This window comes from Bacillus sp. FSL K6-0073 (assembly GCF_038006085.1).
Lineage (GTDB): Bacteria > Bacillota > Bacilli > Bacillales > Bacillaceae_G > Bacillus_A > Bacillus_A cereus.
In genome coordinates this window covers 2,628,794-2,646,674 of the sequence record NZ_JBBOUN010000001.1, presented here as the reverse complement: position 1 = coordinate 2,646,674, position 17,881 = coordinate 2,628,794, and the positions used below count along the sequence as shown (strand labels likewise).

Here is a 17,881-nt window from a genome sequence, read left to right as displayed (position 1 = left end):
CCTTAATAAGCTCTTACTGGCGATATAAGATGTACTGCTGCAGATTGCTCTCCTGCTTCAATCAATATCGGTCTCATAGAACCGCCAAAGCTTAAAGTAATCGTTTCTTCTTTTATTGCTCTTAAAGCATCAACCATAAAACGCCCATCGAAAGATATATTTAATTGTTTTTCACCTTGAATTGCATCTATTTGTTGCGTTTCGGATATTTGCCCAATTTGAGAAGCGTTTGAAGAAATTTTAATTGTGGATTCGTTTATGATTTCTAAGTTAACATTGTTATTGGCCCATTCACTTGCTAATAAACTTGATCGGTCTACACCTTGTAATATCTTTTTTCTATCTACGTTAATAATCGTTTTAAAATCATTTGGAATAAGGTTAGAAATATTAGGATATTTCCCTTCAATTAGTCTTGAATATAATATAGTTGTTCCGAGCGTAAATATAATATGACTCTCTGAAAGGTAGATATATACGAATTCCGAATTGCTGTTCATTAATTTTAGAAGTTCACTAATGGTTGCGCTTGGTACAATACAATTCGCTTTTACATCTGAGGAAAGTAATGTTTCGCGTATCGCTAGTCTATGTGAGTCAGTTGCAGCACAAATTAACTTATTATTAGATAACTCTATATGCACCCCAGTAAGAACCGGTCTAGATTCATTTTTTGCTACCGCAAAGACTGTTTGTTTAAATACTTCAATCAATTGCTCTGTCTCTACCTTGATTTCTGCATGATTGTCTATAAGGGGTACATTCGGAAACTCATCTGCAGGAAATCCATTTAAACTTAATGTGATTTCTTCTGATTGTATCTTAATAGTTTGCTCATTCTTACTTTTTATTGCTATATCACTTGGCATTTTCTTTATTATTTCAATGAAATACTTTGCAGGTACAACAATAGTTCCTGCCTTTAAAATAGTTGCAATCTTTTCGTCTTCAATTAAAACAGGAATGAATTTTTCAATAAAAATATTCGAGTTACTTGCAATTAAAGTAATTCCAGATTGATCTGCAGTTATTTTTATACCAGATAATATAGGGATTAAAGATTTTGTTGATATTGCTTTGTTGACTTCTGAAAGTGCTTGAGTGAATTGTTTGTGATTAACGATAAACTCCATGTTTTCCCCGCCTTACATGAGATAATATTTTTATGAAGATTGATGAACGATTGTTCCATTAAAAAAATAAGGTACTGTTTCTTTCTTTTGTAATAAATATAGTAAATGTTCTGGTATGCGTAAATACGGTGCTGCTTTATGTAATTCCATCCAAGTAATCTCTTCGATTTCTTTTGGCCTTGATATATATGTCTCCCCGCCGATTATTTCGCCTAGAAAATTAAAGAAAATTGCATGATGATCTCTTTCCTCGAAAAAAGCTTCACTGATAGAAAAAATCCCGTTTGCGTTTATATGTAACCCTGTTTCTTCTTTTACTTCTCGAATTACTGCTTCTTCTAATTTTTCCCCTTTGTTTTTTACCATTAAGATCTTTTCATTAGTTTTATCGTACAAAATCGCGTATGTAACATTAACTTTTTTCATATGTACCTCCTCTATTTTTAATAAAAGGAATTTTCTGTCTTCTATTCATTCTACCATTAACTCCTTTTAATATATATAAGTTAGTTAAGTCTTGCCTTTACTGCTATTGGTGGAGTTAATAAGAATAGGCTACTGATATAAAAAAGAACGTACCTTAGGAAGATTATCCAAAGTACGTTCTTGCAGTTTTAGTATAAAAATTGATTCAATTAATACTGAAATTAATAATAACCTCGCCCTTATTGCATTTGTATTCCAAATACTAATGTTAACAAATTCTATATACTTTTTAACCGTTTTTCTAAATAATAATGAAATAGTCCAATTGTATCACTGCGAAAAAGAATGAACATTCCTAAACCAATTAGAACAATTGGAACAATAATATGACAATTGTTCTCAAGTGCTTTAGCTAGAATAGGAGCTCTTATCAATTTGTAGCTAATAAAACACCATATCGCTATCATGGAAAAAAAGATAACTAATGTAACGATATTTGCTTCAAGAGTTTGACTAGCAAACATTGGTATATAAATTGAGATATTGTCAGCTCCATTGGCTAATGTAATCGCAGCTACTTTAAATAATGAATCGGAAGTGTTATCAATAACTTCATTACTTTTGTTAGAACGAAGCGAGAATAGTCCTTTAACCCCCATATAAATTGGTACGAATCCTAATAACCCAATCCACGAAACAGGAATAAAAAAAGAGCTTAAAGACCCAACGATACTTAGAAAAATAATCATACTAAACCCTACATATTGGCCAATAACAATATAAAGCTTTTTTCTCATAGCTTTTTCGCGGACAGCTCTTCCTTCTTTCCTAATTACTTCTGTTCTTACTTGTGAAAATAAAACAAGCAGTATAAAAATGTCATCAATATTTGTTGTAGCGAATGCCACAACAGAAGAAATTATGGTTGTAATCAATATAAGCCAACTACTTTCATTGTAAACTTATAAGAAAATAATGATCTATGAATGAAGTGAACGTTCCATCACAAAGTTGGTTAACTGTAATTTTCTAAATGTTTTTTAACAACATGTTAGTTCCTTTATAAAACAATATGAATATTCTACGTATCTGCTACTTAGTTCATCAAGAAATAAACAACTTTATTGCTTCTCAAATCATTTCATTTTAAATTAAATAACTCTATTCTCTCTACATAAAAAAGAGCCCTATATTAGGACTCTTTTTAGTATCAAGCTACTTTCCGATGTAAATGTTTTAGTTCCTTTTTCTTTTCTACATTTGGTGGGCGGATTAATATTGAAATAATGAAGGAAATAACACTTAAAACACCGATTATAATGAAAGTTGGTTGAAATCCCCCGAGTATCGCTCCAATAAATGATCCTGCAAGCGCACCAAATCCGAAACCTTGGTAGACGATCCCGTAATTTGTACTATGGTTTTTTAATCCAAAGAAATCTCCGACAATAGCTGGGAATATAGTTATATTACCGCCGAAGCAAAAGGCGACACTTGCTACACAGGCAAAATAGATTCCGTAATTTAGCGGAATAAAACTTAAAGTAAAGACTGACAATCCTATAATAATAAACGTTGCAGAGACAATTTTCATTCGGCCGATTTTATCTGATAACGTCCCAAGAATAATTCTACCTACTGTATTAAAAATTGCAATCATAGCAACGGCGTTTGCAGCGGTTGCTGCGCTAAGTCCAACGAGTTGTACACCGATATCTTTTACCATACTGATTAAATACAACCCCCCCATACACGAGGTGAATAACATAAAAAATAGCAGATATACTTGTTTCGTTCGCATCATTTCACGCGGAGTATAGTCATTGTGCAATGTTTCAGTTACAGCATTACTTACAATTGCCTCACGTAAGAAGCACGATCCGATTAACACTAAAAGTAACACGATAATACCCCAATATAAGAATGCTTGTGATACACCAAGGTTATCGATAAGATTTCCGTTTATATATCTAAAGATTAAGCTGCCCATTCCATACGCTGATACAGATATACCTGAAATAAGCCCTTTCCGATTTGGAAACCATTTAATTAAATTAGATAGTGATGTAATATAAGCTGTTCCATCCGCATAACCAACAACAACACCAGCTAATAAATATAATAGTGGTAAGGAAGAAACTTGTGAACTAAGTATTAAGCCGAGTCCTAAAACAATTCCTGCAGTAGCAATAAGTTTCCGAAGTCCTAATTTTTTCTGCAATTTTGCTGCAAATAAAGTTGAGAATGATAAAGAAAAACTTGTTATGGAGAAAGTTATCGCTACCGAATTAAGATTCCATCCAAACTTACTTACAAGGGGTTGATTAAATAAACTCCATGTATAAATTGTTCCAAGGCCAATTTGAACAATGATTGTACCTAGAACAATTAGTAACGGATTTATAGAAGTTTGTTTCATACTAACTGTCCCCTTCTTTTATCTTGACATGAATTTTCACAGTTAGTATATCCATCGTAAATTGCAAGATACTGTACGGAAAATGGTAATTAAGTTCATATACACAAAAAGACACTTCATAAAGAAGTGTCTTTTGCAGGTTATATCAGATGTTTCTAAAGAAAGCTTTGTTAAGATAAGCCATTTTCAAATGCTTATGTATATATGTTATCAAATAATTTCTTATATGTGATGAGACTTAAGACGTATTTTTCATTCATCATATAGTCGGATGAAAAATTAATATTCGATTTCATCAAAATCCTTCGGCTGCGGTACAGTTTGCATATTAGCTGCATCTTTAGGGTCGCTATAAATTGCATTTTGCTCTGTATTTACATCTTTTATATTTTGTTTTTTATTTTTGTTCACTTTATCTTTCACTTACAATCACTCCTTTTTGTTATAGGAGTAATTATGCCCTATTACCGTTACTAAATGTATCAGCGACTAAATTACTAAATTCACGTAAATAATATAAGTAATTATCACCGCCGTAGTTATATCTTTTGTTATACATTTTTGCAACAACTACATTATATTCAGGTATTACTAAAATAGTCGGTCCAGTAATCCCTAATATTTGATATGACCCTTTTGGAACACGTTCACCAAGTTCGCTTAATTGTGCAGATTCATTTTGAACGAACCAAAACAAGCCATTTTGTGGTAGCTCTTTATTTACATATGTTGGACTCTGCAAACTCGTAGCGATTTTTATAACTTCTTTTGGAACAATTTGCTTACCGTTTATCACACCTTGATTTAAATGAAGGTTGCCCCAATAAGCAAATTCTCTAGCTGAGACAAACAGATTTTTTTCAGTACCGTCATCTACCGTACCAATTTCACTAATTGCGTCTTCATTTGGATTATTAACAACGCCAACTAAATTTTCATCTCGCTGAACTCTCCAACCTGTTTCTTGAAAATTAGCAGGCTTAAAAACACGCTCCTTTAACAATTCAGGAAAACTTTTGTTATATAGCTGATAAATAAGACGTGTCATCATTCTTACATTAATATCTCTATATGCCCATGCTTGTCCCGGTTCAAATTCACGAAAAATTGTCCCGTCATTCATTTCTTCTAATCCGTGCGAATGTGTTACTAAATGTCTTATCGTTGTTTTACCAAGCAATGCAGGATCAAAGTCTTTAAAATATTTTATCGCTTCATCATCAATAGAGTTTATTTTCCCCTCGTAAAGCGCATACGCTATCATTAATCCTAAATAACTTTTTCTAGCAGAAGCAACGTTGAATTGCGAAGATGCAGTTACTTTTTTATTAGTCGCTGTATTTGAGTGATAACCGCTATAATGCTCTAATACGACTTTATTATTTTTTATAATACAAAGTGCTGTAGCAGAACTATGATTTTTTTCTTTTATATTCTCTACCCAAGAAGTCAACTTTTCGTATGTATACAAATAAATCCTCCTTAATCCTAATACAAAATTACAGCATGAAAGAAAAGTATAAACAGTATTTACACCTTTCTTTCATGTAAAATAGTTTTGATCTTCTATACTTAAATGATCCACCAGTTCCAGCAATTAAAGCAACCAAAACATCCGGCACAACCTACGCAACCACCACATCTGCCGCCGCCACAACCGCCACAGCGTCCACCACAACCTCCGCATCCGCCACAACGACGTACATCGCCTTGGATGTAATAATATGGATATTGACTTTGTTGTTGATCCCAATACACAACATTACCAGTTTGATAATCATTAAGGTTTAATGTTTGTAATTCATGTTGAAACTGATTCATTACGAACTCCTCCATTTATAAATATAAATTTCGCCCAAACGTTAAAGTTTATATATTTTTGTAAACAAAATAGAAACAAGACTATAGACTAAATGCGTACATCAACAAAATATGAACTTACACTAGGTGATGTACCTTGTTTTTTAGCCTATTTTCTTTATATCCTTGCGATGGACCTATTTACTATAAATAGAGTGATTTAAAAATTACTTATCCAACAATTTAGTAGTTCATCACTTAACTTTCTTTCTAGTAATTCCTTCACTAATGGCATTGGCATGATTTCATAATGATTTAAGGCTTCTTTATTATAATCTATCCAGTGAAATGCTAAATGAGACTCGCTAGATTTCGGTGTTAAGTCCGTATGTAAATCTTGTGACTCTACTTCAAAAATGTGGTTAATTTCATGATGAAGCACTTCTTTATCTTGCCATTGATTTTCTATGACTCCTAAAAATTGTTGTATACTACAGTTTACTCCAAGTTCTTCCCTTAGCTCTCTTATTAATGCATTCTCTGCTGATTCTCCAATTTCAATATGGCCACCAGGTAAAAAATAATGATGGCCAATATATTCAGCAACTAATATTTTTTCATTTTTTATCATGACTGCTCGTACAATATGATGGAATTTACTTTTCAATTGATATCCCTCCTAGTTATTCAATGTATAGTTGCTCAAAATAGTCATTTAGTATTGGTATAATATAAATCATAGGTGTTTCATACGGATGAATATCATTAATAACTTCAAGAGCATCTTTTACAATTTCTCGTTTACACTTTATTTCAACTTTACATTCTTGCCCTTCGCATATTCGCCCAATTTCTCCATTAAAAGGAGATGCCTCGTCTAAAGGTCTCCAATATCCTTTCACTGAACTATAGGAAAGGCAATGGTCATATTCGCCCGTTTTACATGCTCCAATTTTATTTAATTCATCCCTTAATGTTTCAATATATTCTTCAGGAATGAACACTTCAATTTTCACTTCAGTAAATTGCATATTTCATTTCACACCTTTACTTCCTAATAGTTAAACAAATAAACGATATACTTGCTCACCATCATACTCTTGTCCTAATGATATGAAACCATATCGTTCATATAATTTCTTTGCAGAGAGATTATCTTTATGTACTGTTAATCTTATTTCTTTACACGATTTAAAAGTATTTTTTATTATATTAATACTTTCTCGTAATGCTGCTTTTCCATAACCATTACCTTGCTGCGATTGATCAATAATAAATCCGTTAATCCAATACATATCCGATGTCTCTCTTACAACAGCATGCATAACAAAACCAACCATAAGGTCACCATGGTATATAGCGAATGGTATGTACTCTACATTGTCACCATCTGGTTTTATATATACTTTAGCAAGCGAAACTGCTACGGGTGGAACAAATTTCAACTGATTTTCTTTAACTTGTAGTTTTAATGCTTCTTCCCAATTTTCTCTCGTAACAACCTTTAACTGGATATTCAATATTGTAAGCTCCCTTATATAGAGGATGTATGTTTATATTCAACGCATTGAAATAATTCCCTTTTTCGACAACAACTTATAACATAATTTTTATAAAATCTTGAATGAATTTTTGTTCATCTATTTCTAATGCTATATGGGCTCCTTCAGATATAGAGCTAAGGCGAAAATCAGCAAATGTTTGTCCTTTCGTATCTCCGTATGTATCAACATTCACTGTACGATGTACAAATTCAAAAAAGTTTGGATTTACTAATCCACTTATAGCAACCACATCATGAAGCAATGGCCCTTCGATAGATGGATTAAGTTTTTGGTATGCAGAAAAATAGTAATCATACATTGGTTTCATTATCGTATGGAATGGATTCTTTGAATTAGCTTGAATATAGTCAAACACATTTGGTATTAACACAGCTTTGTTTGTTACATTTAAAGGGAATATTAATAAATTCTTTGCTTGATGGAAAACAATTTTACTTGCTATAGGATCTCCATACACATTTGCCTCTGCTAATGGCGTAACGTTTCCTACTTCTAAAAAAACACCACCCATGAAATAGATTCCTTTTACATTTAGCATTAAATCATTCCACAAATTAAAAGCAATTGCTAACGAGGTAGATCTTCCTACATCAACAATCGTTAAATCTTTTCCGTAATTTATAAGAATCGCAGCAATACTGCCAAAATTGTATATTGGAATAGATAATACGCTTTCTGGAACATGGATGGTACCTAATCCTTCTGCTCCGTGAATTTCAGGGTAGTACGTAGTAATTTCTTCTGTAAGTGGTTTTGTTGCACCACTAATGACAGGAATGTCTTGTCTATTTGCTAACTGTAAAATATACGCTGCATTATGTGCAGCATGTATATGCTCAACATTTCCGTATCCAGTTACAATACCGACAATTTCAATTTCGGGATGCAGTAAGCCATACATAATGGCAAATGAGTCATCAATACCTGGGTCTCCGAAAAATAATACTTTTTCCAAGAAATACGCTCCTCTCACGAAAAAATCGAGTCATTAGTAACTATGTATATGAAAAAAGCAAGTATATCTATGCAAATTTTAGAATGGATAATGTTTTACAAAATATTAAAAAGGAACTAGCGTATGCTAATTCCTTTCTTGAGTAACCATTCTCAAATTTAATTAATTATCGTATCCTTCATAAATTGCATCATTTATTTGATTTTGTATTTTTGTATCATCAGGTATAGGTTTCCACCAATTTCCTGTAATGAATAACATAGTTAATAAATTATAACTATCACTAAAATAACTTTCTCTCTTATTCTTCATCCAATCCCAACCGCTATTTACCCACTTTTGATTATTGCTACTTGTTATACTTGCAGCAATAAACGGTGAAACAAATACAGCAGTTGAATAACTACCAATATTAGATCCATTTAATTGATAACCATCCACAATTTTAGAAGGATTTCCATTCGTTTTATTTTGAATCCACGAAGAAACTTTATCAGAAATGACTTTACTTCTTTTCTCGCCGTACATCGCATAGTCCATTACAATTCTCAATGGTACCCGACTAGCATTGTAATAATATGCATTTGTATATTCTGACTCCTCTAAGAAGTCTTTAGGTGCGGGTTGTGGTGGGTTTTTTACAACGAAATCTGAAATAAGTCCTGTATTTGGAGAGTACTTATTACTAAATTGCGTATAAACATCGTACAAATTATTAATAACAGTAAGCCAAGTTTTATCACCTGTAAATTCATAAAATGCTCTAAGGTGTGACATCATCCAATCAGATGGTCTCGTATCAAGTGAACTTTTAGAATCCCAATCTCCTAAATTTAGTCGGTTATTATTTGTAACATTACTAGCTTTAATACCTTTTGTAATCATGTCTTGTGCTTCTTTCAAATAATTAACTGTTCCATTAGATCCCCACTGCTTATGAGCAAGAAGAAGAGAATACGCAATATCTAAATCTCCATCAGTAGCAGAATCAAAATGACCTTGTGCTTTTTTACTATCTGCGACAACCCATCCCATTAAATTAGGATTTTGAGAACTTTTAAAAGTTCTTGCTGTTTTAAATAAACCGTCATAGATTTTTTGAGCATTCGAATCATAACCAGCCATTAATACTGTAATTATCATCCCATACCCTTGACCTTCTGAAGTTCCAAGTGGCTTAAACCCATCTGCATCACCTGTAATCTCTCCTTTTACATAATAACCACCAGGTAAAGAAGATAAATCATTTTTCAAATATTTCTTTTTCCAATTATCGTAGTAACTTCTTACAGAAGCATTTAAACTTTCCTGTGTAACATGATTCGGTTTTATAACACCTGCATAATTAACTTGCTGCGGAAATGGTTTCATTTCCTTTGCAGCAGCTACTTGTTGATTAACTACGGGAATAGAATTTTGTACTGAATTGTCCGTTACACTTGCTGCGAAACTAGAATTAGAAAAACTAGCTAGTCCGATTCCTACAATAGAAATACATGTGAAAATTTTTCTTTTTCCATTCATTATGTTGTCAGCTCCTTTTAAAATGCTTACTACATAAAATGTAACATACAATATTTAACTGAAATACAAAATATTATATTTATCAACATAAGAAAGAAACTATATAAAAAAGTATCTTAAAGTCATTATTGAATTACATTATACGGATTGATTATTTGCTAAATTCCCATGTTTTTCTTTTCTTAATACTGGTATATGAGCAATCACAATTCCAAGTATAGTAATCACTCCGCCAATTATCGAAACTAAAGTTGGCACTTCTCCTAACCATATCCAAGCAATGAAACACGCAGTTATTGGCGTTAAATATAGAGAACTTGTTGCTTCAGAAGCACCAGCACGAGATATAATATAGGCCAATGCAATATACGGGAGTACTGTTGGAAAGACACCTAAATATATAACGCTCAAGTTAACTTCAAGAGGAGCTGCTAGTATTTCTTGATAAACTCCGGGTAAGAAAATAAGCATACATATAGTACTAGACAAAATTGTATATATGGTAAATGGTAAGAAGCCGTATTTTTTTAAGTAAGATGTTTGGAAAACGAAAAATAGACTTTCTGAAATCGCCGCTAATAATATAAATAACCCCCCGCTATTTAATTGAATAGCGTCGCCTTGGCTAAATGAAATTAAGGCAATTCCTGCAAAACTCATTACACCACCGATCCAGCCATTTAATTTCATTTTTTCATTCAAAAAAACAAAAGCAAGAATTGCCGTCACTATTGGAGTGACTGAAATTATTAAACTTGCAGATCCAGCATTGACTGTTTTTTCGCCGTAATTTAATGCGATGTGATAAATAGTAAACCCTAAAGCACCAAATATAAAAATTGCTGGGATATCCTTTAAATCCGGTAGTCGTAGTTTGTATATAAATGAAAATAACAAAAGTATAAATGAAGCGATTAATAAGCGTAGTAAAGTAAGGTGTTCCGGCGTATAAGATTCAAGCCCCATACGAATTGCTGGAAAAGCAGTTCCCCATATAAGAATTGTAAAAGCGTGAGCACATATAATGCGTAAATCCCATTTTTTATTATGCATGTTTTCTCTCCCTCCCTAATAAACCAACCATTTTTAAATTACCAATTATTTCTTTTCATCATATTTAATAGTTGATACAATGTCTTCAACCAGTTATTTATCGGAAAAACCAACCACTTTGAATCTTTTAAATAAACGAGGGAGTTTTTTATATGACAAACGATAAAAAAGTGCCCAAATATCGGCAGATAATAGACTATATGAAAGAAAAAATTGAAAACGGAGAATGGCCAATTGGAAGTAAAATCCCTAGTCAGCGGCAGTTAGCAAAATTATTTCATGTAAATCGAAGTACTGTAATAACTGCGCTAGATGAACTTATGGCAGATGGTTTAATTCAAGGACAAATCGGAGCAGGAACAATTGTAACAAATAATACATGGTCATTATTAGCAACTAATCCCCCGCCTGATTGGAGTGAATATGTAAAGACAGGTATTCATAAACCAAGTAAGTTAATGGTGCGAAAAATAAATGCAGCAGAAGCAAATAAAACGCTTATCCATCTTAGTAAAGGTGAACTTGCACCTCATCTTTTCCCGCTCGAAACTATGCAATCTATAATAAAAAACGTCAGTGAGGAATTAGATTATTTCGGATACGAAGAACAAAAAGGTTTTTATCCGTTACGTGAAGCAATAAGCAAATATGTAAGATCATTTGGAATACATGCATCACCGGGTTCTATATTAATAGTGTCTGGTGCACTCCAAGCATTACATTTAATATCAATTGGTCTTTTACATAGAAAATCAACTGTTTTACTTGAACAACCTTCTTACTTATATTCACTTCATGTTTTTCAATCAGCAAATATAAATTTATCCGGTATATCAATGGATTATCACGGTATTTTACCTAACGACTTATTAAAACGAATTAAATATAGTCAAAAGAATAATATTTTATATTCAATCCCTTGTTTTCAAAATCCAACGGGGATATTGATGTCCAAAGAGCGAAGAAAAGAAATATTAAAAATATGTGAAAAAGAGAAATTGCCTATCATCGAGGATGATATTTACCGAGAGTTATGGCTTGATGAATCACCTCCAGCTCCTTTAAAGTCGATGGATAAACATGAACATGTATTATATATTGGTAGTCTCTCTAAAACACTTAGCCCAGGACTTAGAATTGGATGGATAATCGGACCAGAACCTGTTATTGATAGATTGTCAGATATAAAAATGCAAACAGACTATGGATCGAGTTCTTTATCTCAAAGAGTAGCTGCTGAATGGATAAATGAAGGTTTTTATGAAGAACATGTAGCAAACGTAAGAATGCACCTGAAAGAACAAAGACAAATAATGATACGAGCTTTAAATAAATATTGTGCAGATATTGCATCGTGGGATATTCCTAGTGGTGGAGTTTTTATATGGCTAAAGGTTGTACATAACATTCCGATGAAAAAACTATTTTCAGAGGCACTATCAAAAGGAATTCTTTTAAACCCGGGACGTATTTATGAAGAAGAATCAGATCAGTACATTCGTTTATCGTATGGATATGCTTCTCCAGAACAAATGACTTACGGGGTTAAATTGCTCAGTGAATTAATTCGGAAGTTAACAGCATAAAAAAATCCTCTTTTGTTTTTGGAGGATTTTTTTACGTATCTTATTTACCACAATTTCATTTCCTGCCCTAATAAAATAAGTTCTTCATAAGGATCTCCGTCAATATTTAATACTTGAGCAAAAGCAGGTTCTGTTTTTAAACCTTGTTCCTTTAAGTGAATAACTTCTTCCCTTATATGGGGATGCTGCATTAATAACATGTGCTCCACTATCATATGTCTATATGCATTTTGATTACGCACTGGCTTAGGTTGAGCAAATAATTCAAATTCAAAACCTTCGAATTCAAAATTCACCTTTATCGATTCAGTACCTTTCATTTTTTTCTTTTTTATATTGAACCCTCTATAAGAACCATATAAAGATCTCATTTCCTGCTCAAAAACATCAAAGTTATATACTTCCATTACAATATCTAAGTCAGATTGAGGAGTATCAATTCTTATAGGGATTGTCCCGCAAAGAACGGGATTATATAAAGCTAAATCCTCCATAATATTTAGTTTGTTCAAAACATCATATACTTTTTGTTGCTTGTCATTCCCTGATTGTAAATATGTAATAGATGTAAACATGGAAGTCTCTCCTTCATTTCACGTAATACGTGTCTCACTAAACTCAAGAAAAATTTGTCCGTTTAAACTTGTTCTTGAAGTACCTTTACTTCAATATATTAAAGTGAATAAACAATATGTTTCAACTTTTCTCCTATGCTGCAATACTATAAAAATAAAAAGGGAGGAATTATGATGAGCATTTTCAACATTCTTTTAACCATCCACATATTATTTGGAATGATATGTTTAATAACTGGGATAATAGCGATGGTTGCTCAAAAGAAGAAAGGTAAACATACGGAATGGGGTGAAATATATCACGCATCCTATGTCGTTATCACCGTTACTGCCATTATATTATCCATTATAAACTGGGATAAAATCGCATATTTATTTTATGTAGCAATCTTCTCTTATTCATTTGCGATTTATGGATACCTTGCACGAAAAAAACGTTGGAAAAATTGGCTCCATCACCACATTAGAGGTATGTTAGGTTCTTATATAGGTGCAGTCACCGCACTTTTAGTAAATGTCGGCATCCATATTCCCATTATAAATTTACTTCCGCCAATATGGTTTTGGTTTTTACCCACCTTAATTGGTATCCCCCTCGTAGCCAGTGTATCAAAAAAATATAAAAAGCGTAGTTGAAATTAATTACATTTTGATTACTTTCTGATTATTAGAATGAAAAATTATAATCTATGTATCACGAATGATATCATGAGTGCTCGCCCTATGAATATTTAAAATAAAATGCCGCCCAACAGGACGGCTCTTATTTTTACTTTACAAACGTAACATATTCACCAGAAACCCATTGATTTCCACCAACATTATACCAACCATCTTTATATCCAAATGATTGATATTTTTCACCTTGATACACGTTTTTCACAATGCCGTAATTTGTTCCTGGGCCGGTACGAACACGTAATACATCAGCGATTATAGTAACTACACCTATACCCTCATTTGATGATTGTGAAGGTGTTGGCACATTTCCTCCCGTATAACGAATATATGATGGATCGTTAAAAATCCACTGATCGCCACCGAGATTTAACCAGCCATTTGATTGCCCAAATACTTTGTAGGACTCTCCTTTCCCTAATTGACGAATAACGCCATATCCAGTACCAGGTCCTTTTCGTAAATTTACATTACTACCGTTAATATAAGCAATCCCTACACTATCATTCGACGTGGGAGGAGCCACTACGTTTTGAGCACCTTTTCCAAAAGTATCCGTTCCATATCCTTTGTAGTTATATTGCAAATGCGGGTTATCTACAAATCCTTTCCAGTCACCGCCCCATTCAAAACCAATTTGTTTAGCATAACGAATTGCTGATGCCCACGGTTCTTTATTATAGCCATTCCAATCTTCTGTACCATTCGACTGAATTGGAACAAAATCTAATGCCTGTCCTACTAAGTGATATGAGCGCATCGTTTGTGATGCTCCTTTACGAACATATTCACGTTGTTGCTCGACCGTTCGGATTGTTTCATAAATTAATACTTCAATTCCATTGTCGATACAGTACTGATACCACTTAAAAGCTGCAGCTTTCGTATTATCCGCTAATTTATTCAGATTACTTACATTTCTATTGTGGTATTTCAATATGCAACATCTCCTTTTCTATTATCCTATGCAAAACTCGTCTCACGGGTTGTACATATACCTACAACGATACGAAGTACAAATACATAGGAAGCCAATTCAGCTAAAAAGGTTTTCACTTCTAGCTTCAAACTTTGTAAGTTGAAATCGAAGCAATAAAAAAACCACAACTTAAGTCTTCCAGTTGCGGTTTTTGGTATTTTCTTTTTATATGCTACATGCCTTCTTGCATTGATAATCCTAATATACAGGTTGTGTAAATTTTTCCTTTATGAATAACACTTCTTATTCATGACTTTTCAAATCCAATAATATTGAATGTAAACGATCCGGATCATTAGTAAACATCCCATCAACGCCCCATAAAAGTAACTTTTTCATATCTTTTTCATTATCTACAGTAAATGGATGAACTTCTAATCCGTGTTTCTTTATTCTCTTTACATAAGCGGAATCAATATATTTATAGTTCATCCCAAGACCGATGCAGTATGTTTTATACTTTTTTATCTCTAATTCAGTTAATTGAACTGCCTTTTTGTAAGGTAGTAATTGTACTAGCGGTAAAGTAACATCTAAACTATGAATTTTTTGCAGACTTTCTTCACTAAATGATTGAATAATAACGTTATCACTTATTTCGTAGTGCTTTATAATTTCTAATAGCTTCTCTTCCATACCAGCGTATTCATCTGGTGATTTTGTTTCAATATAATAGTTTGCACCATTCCCGAACGTTTCAATAATTTCTTCTAGTGTTGGGACTTTAGCATCTTCAAAGTCTTTCTTTGCTAAACTTGGATGCTTTTCATTGAAAAAAGAACCTGCATTAAGTTTCTTTATTTCTTCTAATGTATGTTCCTTAACTAGACCCGTACCATTTGTAGTGCGGTTTACTGTTTCATCATGCATAGCCACTAAATGTCCATCTTTTGTCATTTGAAGATCAATTTCTATATAATCTCCATTCATTTGTTGGCCTAATTGATATGCTGCTATTGTATGTTCAGGTGCATACGCAGAAGCACCTCTATGTGCGATATTTTTTATATGATTTGATTGATTAATAGCTTTAGTATACTTATGTTCATTTATTTTCTGAAAAACAAAGATACTTATTACTATAAAGGCACAAATTATTGTAACGAGATATATCTTTTTCATAACGATTTATAATCTCCTATATAAAGACGATTTAACTTGAATGATTTACTCAATTAAATGTCGATTTTCCAATACAGTCATTTTGCCGATAGCTTGAAATCCCGATCTTTTATAAATGTTGATTCCATCGGGTGAAGCTTGTAACACACAATACATATTTTTTAATTTTTGTGCTTCTTGCAGAAGGAAATTGAACATAGTAGATCCGAATCCTCGTCCTCTCATTTCCTCTTTAGTTGCGATATCATAAATACCAATACTATCTTTTGAACATATCAATGAACCAACAGTTACGACTTCCCCTTCATAAAATCCTAAAAATAGTTTCATATTTTCACTGTTCCATAAATCAAGATTAGAAATTTGATTATAGAATGCTTGTACATGTATACCTTCTTCTGATGTGCCGAATAGATTAGCTAACATTTCTCCAAATTTTTTTATTTGTGCAGGTGAAGATGCCTGTTGAATTGTAAAACTTACTGGCATGTTTATTGTTGGAGAAATTGTTTTTAAGTCTGCTACCATCGCAATATTCTGTTCCACTTCTTTTAAACCAATTTTAATTAACTCGCTTTTTATATCCCGCTCTTGCTCTTCATCCCATAACCAAACACTCATTGGAAATTTCTTTTGATTATAGTAGTCTACCTCCTTATATAATTTCTCTATCCCTACCGTTAAATTATTGTTTAGTAGAGTGATGATATTGAATGTATCGGCAGGTAATCCGCAATCAACAGCAATATAATCTTGCGTTTCTTTTATACTCATTCCGGGCACAAATTGCGCAACATATGAAGTTTTAAATGCAAAGTTATCTATTAGTAGTTGTTTATAATTCATCAATAGTTCTCCTTTTCATAAAAGTACTCCTCGAATTCTTCTATATTAAATATAACATATTAGAAATTTACCTTTTTCTATAAAAAGTACCTCTTTAAATTGTGCTCTATAGTTTAAAATAATTAAAAATGATATAACGTTGTCGGAATGAAAAAAGTGGTATATAATAAATATTAACATTACTAGTAATTATTTTAGGTATTCCTAGAATAAAGGAGCGATACATATGAAAATTACTATTTATTTCGGAAGTCATGAAGATCAAGATGTTCGTACTATGGACTGTCATTTAGATGTAGAAGATACAGAAGAGATTGTTTCTGTATCATAATATAAATAGTTAGGTTAAACCCTATTCCCTACAGCGTTTAAGGCACCTTTTATAAGGTGTCTTTTTTGTTATATTTTCATCAAAAACCCTTTACTTTATAGCGTTTTAATAGTAAAATATAAATATACGAACAAACGTTCTTTTTATTTTAATTGTACATGAAGGGATGATTTTTACAATGGCTCAAGCAAAGCGCAGAGGAAGAAAAAAGCAAACACCTATTATTTCAAATACAGGCTTTATCGGCTCTGTCTTTATTGATACATTGGAGTTACAAAAGAAATCCTATTATTTCGCTCGTAAAAAACTTCAAATTGTTCATCACGTACTAGATGGTCTCTCTGGAGCAACAAGTGCTTTATTTAAAGAACATAACATTTCAGCATACATGTCATGTGTGTATTTACATAAACAAAAGAAAATTGGCTTTGTTCTTTCAACGAAACCATTTGAACAAAGTGATGGCGTTGCTTATTTTGTCAATTATTTAATCGAAAAGAATTTTTACGGCGGCCATGACGAAGATGTAGAATATCAAGAAGTATTTAATACAGGTTTTATCGGTGTAGTATTCGCTGATTTATCTAGTATAGATCGCTTTAATTTCGAGTTTGAAATGGGTATGCTAACGAAATTAATGAAAGATATGATTATTCCGGTTAAAGAACTCTTTTTACGCCATAATGTACCGGCTTACATCTCCACTTCTCATTTAGAAGAACAAAACAAATTAGGTTTCGTTCTATCTGTAAAACCATATGATGAACGTGCAGAAGCAGATTTATATTTTGAGGCGTATTTAAAAGAACGCGGGTTATTTAATGGTGATGAAGAAGATGATATTGATAAGATTGTTATTAGAAAAACAGCTGAATTACGATAGAAAAGC

The 17,881-nt window shown here is 32.5% G+C and carries 20 protein-coding genes; 3 read left to right on the top strand and 17 right to left on the bottom strand.

What is annotated here, in order from left to right; translation table 11 throughout:
- Window positions 1–2: 2 nt before the first annotated feature.
- The 13 genes from dnaN to MHB52_RS13655 form a co-directional block, all read right to left on the bottom strand.
- Window positions 3–1,133 carry a DNA polymerase III subunit beta gene (gene dnaN / locus MHB52_RS13715; RefSeq protein ID WP_061664601.1) on the bottom strand — a complete coding sequence of 377 codons (1,131 nt, stop codon included), beginning with the start codon at window positions 1,131–1,133 and terminating at the stop codon, window positions 3–5.
- A gap of 30 nt (window positions 1,134–1,163) precedes the next feature.
- Complete coding sequence (locus MHB52_RS13710; RefSeq protein WP_061664603.1) at window positions 1,164–1,559, bottom strand: NUDIX hydrolase; 396 nt, start codon at window positions 1,557–1,559, stop codon at window positions 1,164–1,166.
- A 278-nt stretch (window positions 1,560–1,837) separates the two neighbouring features.
- Complete coding sequence (locus MHB52_RS13705) at window positions 1,838–2,494, bottom strand: cadmium resistance transporter (RefSeq protein ID WP_016118021.1); 657 nt, start codon at window positions 2,492–2,494, stop codon at window positions 1,838–1,840.
- Between the two features lie 275 nt (window positions 2,495–2,769).
- Window positions 2,770–3,978: an L-lactate MFS transporter gene (locus MHB52_RS13700; protein ID WP_000815127.1), complete on the bottom strand. Its 1,209-nt coding sequence runs from the start codon at window positions 3,976–3,978 to the stop codon at window positions 2,770–2,772.
- Between the two features lie 279 nt (window positions 3,979–4,257).
- Window positions 4,258–4,401 carry a hypothetical protein gene (locus tag MHB52_RS13695; RefSeq protein ID WP_000653680.1) on the bottom strand — a complete coding sequence of 48 codons (144 nt, stop codon included), beginning with the start codon at window positions 4,399–4,401 and terminating at the stop codon, window positions 4,258–4,260.
- Window positions 4,402–4,432: 31 nt separating this feature from the next.
- A complete protein-coding gene (locus MHB52_RS13690; protein ID WP_044797673.1) occupies window positions 4,433–5,449 on the bottom strand; it encodes a serine hydrolase domain-containing protein in 1,017 nt (338 codons plus the stop codon).
- Between the two features lie 101 nt (window positions 5,450–5,550).
- Window positions 5,551–5,799: a heterocycloanthracin/sonorensin family bacteriocin gene (locus MHB52_RS13685; RefSeq protein WP_061664605.1), complete on the bottom strand. Its 249-nt coding sequence runs from the start codon at window positions 5,797–5,799 to the stop codon at window positions 5,551–5,553.
- A gap of 199 nt (window positions 5,800–5,998) precedes the next feature.
- Complete coding sequence (locus tag MHB52_RS13680; RefSeq protein ID WP_000836840.1) at window positions 5,999–6,445, bottom strand: NUDIX domain-containing protein; 447 nt, start codon at window positions 6,443–6,445, stop codon at window positions 5,999–6,001.
- 16 nt (window positions 6,446–6,461) lie between these two features.
- On the bottom strand, window positions 6,462–6,809 hold the full coding sequence (gene cutA / locus MHB52_RS13675; RefSeq protein ID WP_001160788.1) for a divalent cation tolerance protein CutA: 348 nt from the start codon (window positions 6,807–6,809) through the stop codon (window positions 6,462–6,464).
- 30 nt (window positions 6,810–6,839) lie between these two features.
- The gene (locus MHB52_RS13670) at window positions 6,840–7,298 is read right to left on the bottom strand and encodes a GNAT family N-acetyltransferase (protein ID WP_001025613.1); all 459 of its coding nucleotides are present in this window, start codon (window positions 7,296–7,298) and stop codon (window positions 6,840–6,842) included.
- Window positions 7,299–7,374: 76 nt separating this feature from the next.
- Complete coding sequence (locus tag MHB52_RS13665) at window positions 7,375–8,298, bottom strand: nucleoside hydrolase (RefSeq protein WP_061664607.1); 924 nt, start codon at window positions 8,296–8,298, stop codon at window positions 7,375–7,377.
- Window positions 8,299–8,460: 162 nt separating this feature from the next.
- Window positions 8,461–9,822: a glycosyl hydrolase family 8 gene (locus MHB52_RS13660; protein ID WP_001013599.1), complete on the bottom strand. Its 1,362-nt coding sequence runs from the start codon at window positions 9,820–9,822 to the stop codon at window positions 8,461–8,463.
- Between the two features lie 138 nt (window positions 9,823–9,960).
- On the bottom strand, window positions 9,961–10,875 hold the full coding sequence (locus MHB52_RS13655) for a DMT family transporter (protein ID WP_061664609.1): 915 nt from the start codon (window positions 10,873–10,875) through the stop codon (window positions 9,961–9,963).
- 152 nt (window positions 10,876–11,027) lie between these two features.
- Here MHB52_RS13655 and pdxR point away from each other — a divergent pair, with 152 nt between their 5' ends.
- Window positions 11,028–12,461 (top strand): MocR-like pyridoxine biosynthesis transcription factor PdxR, encoded by a 1,434-nt coding sequence (pdxR, locus tag MHB52_RS13650; RefSeq protein ID WP_000180306.1) that lies wholly within the window; start codon window positions 11,028–11,030, stop codon window positions 12,459–12,461.
- A gap of 44 nt (window positions 12,462–12,505) precedes the next feature.
- Here the strand turns inward: pdxR and MHB52_RS13645 are convergent, their stop codons facing one another.
- Complete coding sequence (locus tag MHB52_RS13645) at window positions 12,506–13,036, bottom strand: DUF4269 domain-containing protein (RefSeq protein ID WP_000495176.1); 531 nt, start codon at window positions 13,034–13,036, stop codon at window positions 12,506–12,508.
- Window positions 13,037–13,210: 174 nt separating this feature from the next.
- Here MHB52_RS13645 and MHB52_RS13640 point away from each other — a divergent pair, with 174 nt between their 5' ends.
- Window positions 13,211–13,672 carry a hypothetical protein gene (locus tag MHB52_RS13640; protein ID WP_000021726.1) on the top strand — a complete coding sequence of 154 codons (462 nt, stop codon included), beginning with the start codon at window positions 13,211–13,213 and terminating at the stop codon, window positions 13,670–13,672.
- A 133-nt stretch (window positions 13,673–13,805) separates the two neighbouring features.
- Here MHB52_RS13640 and MHB52_RS13635 read toward each other — a convergent pair whose 3' ends face one another.
- The 3 genes from MHB52_RS13635 to MHB52_RS13625 all read right to left on the bottom strand — a co-directional run bounded on the left by MHB52_RS13635 (window position 13,806) and on the right by MHB52_RS13625 (window position 16,661).
- Window positions 13,806–14,651, bottom strand: coding sequence for an SH3 domain-containing protein (locus MHB52_RS13635; RefSeq protein ID WP_061664611.1), 846 nt, complete (start codon window positions 14,649–14,651; stop codon window positions 13,806–13,808).
- Between the two features lie 285 nt (window positions 14,652–14,936).
- Window positions 14,937–15,815, bottom strand: coding sequence for a glycerophosphodiester phosphodiesterase (locus tag MHB52_RS13630; RefSeq protein WP_061664613.1), 879 nt, complete (start codon window positions 15,813–15,815; stop codon window positions 14,937–14,939).
- A 45-nt stretch (window positions 15,816–15,860) separates the two neighbouring features.
- Window positions 15,861–16,661, bottom strand: coding sequence for a GNAT family N-acetyltransferase (locus MHB52_RS13625; protein WP_061664615.1), 801 nt, complete (start codon window positions 16,659–16,661; stop codon window positions 15,861–15,863).
- Between the two features lie 497 nt (window positions 16,662–17,158).
- Between MHB52_RS13625 and MHB52_RS13620 the strand changes: the two genes are divergently transcribed.
- Window positions 17,159–17,875, top strand: a complete 717-nt coding sequence (locus tag MHB52_RS13620) for a hypothetical protein (RefSeq protein ID WP_137026592.1) — start codon at window positions 17,159–17,161, stop codon at window positions 17,873–17,875.
- The last annotated feature ends 6 nt before the right edge of the window (window positions 17,876–17,881 follow it).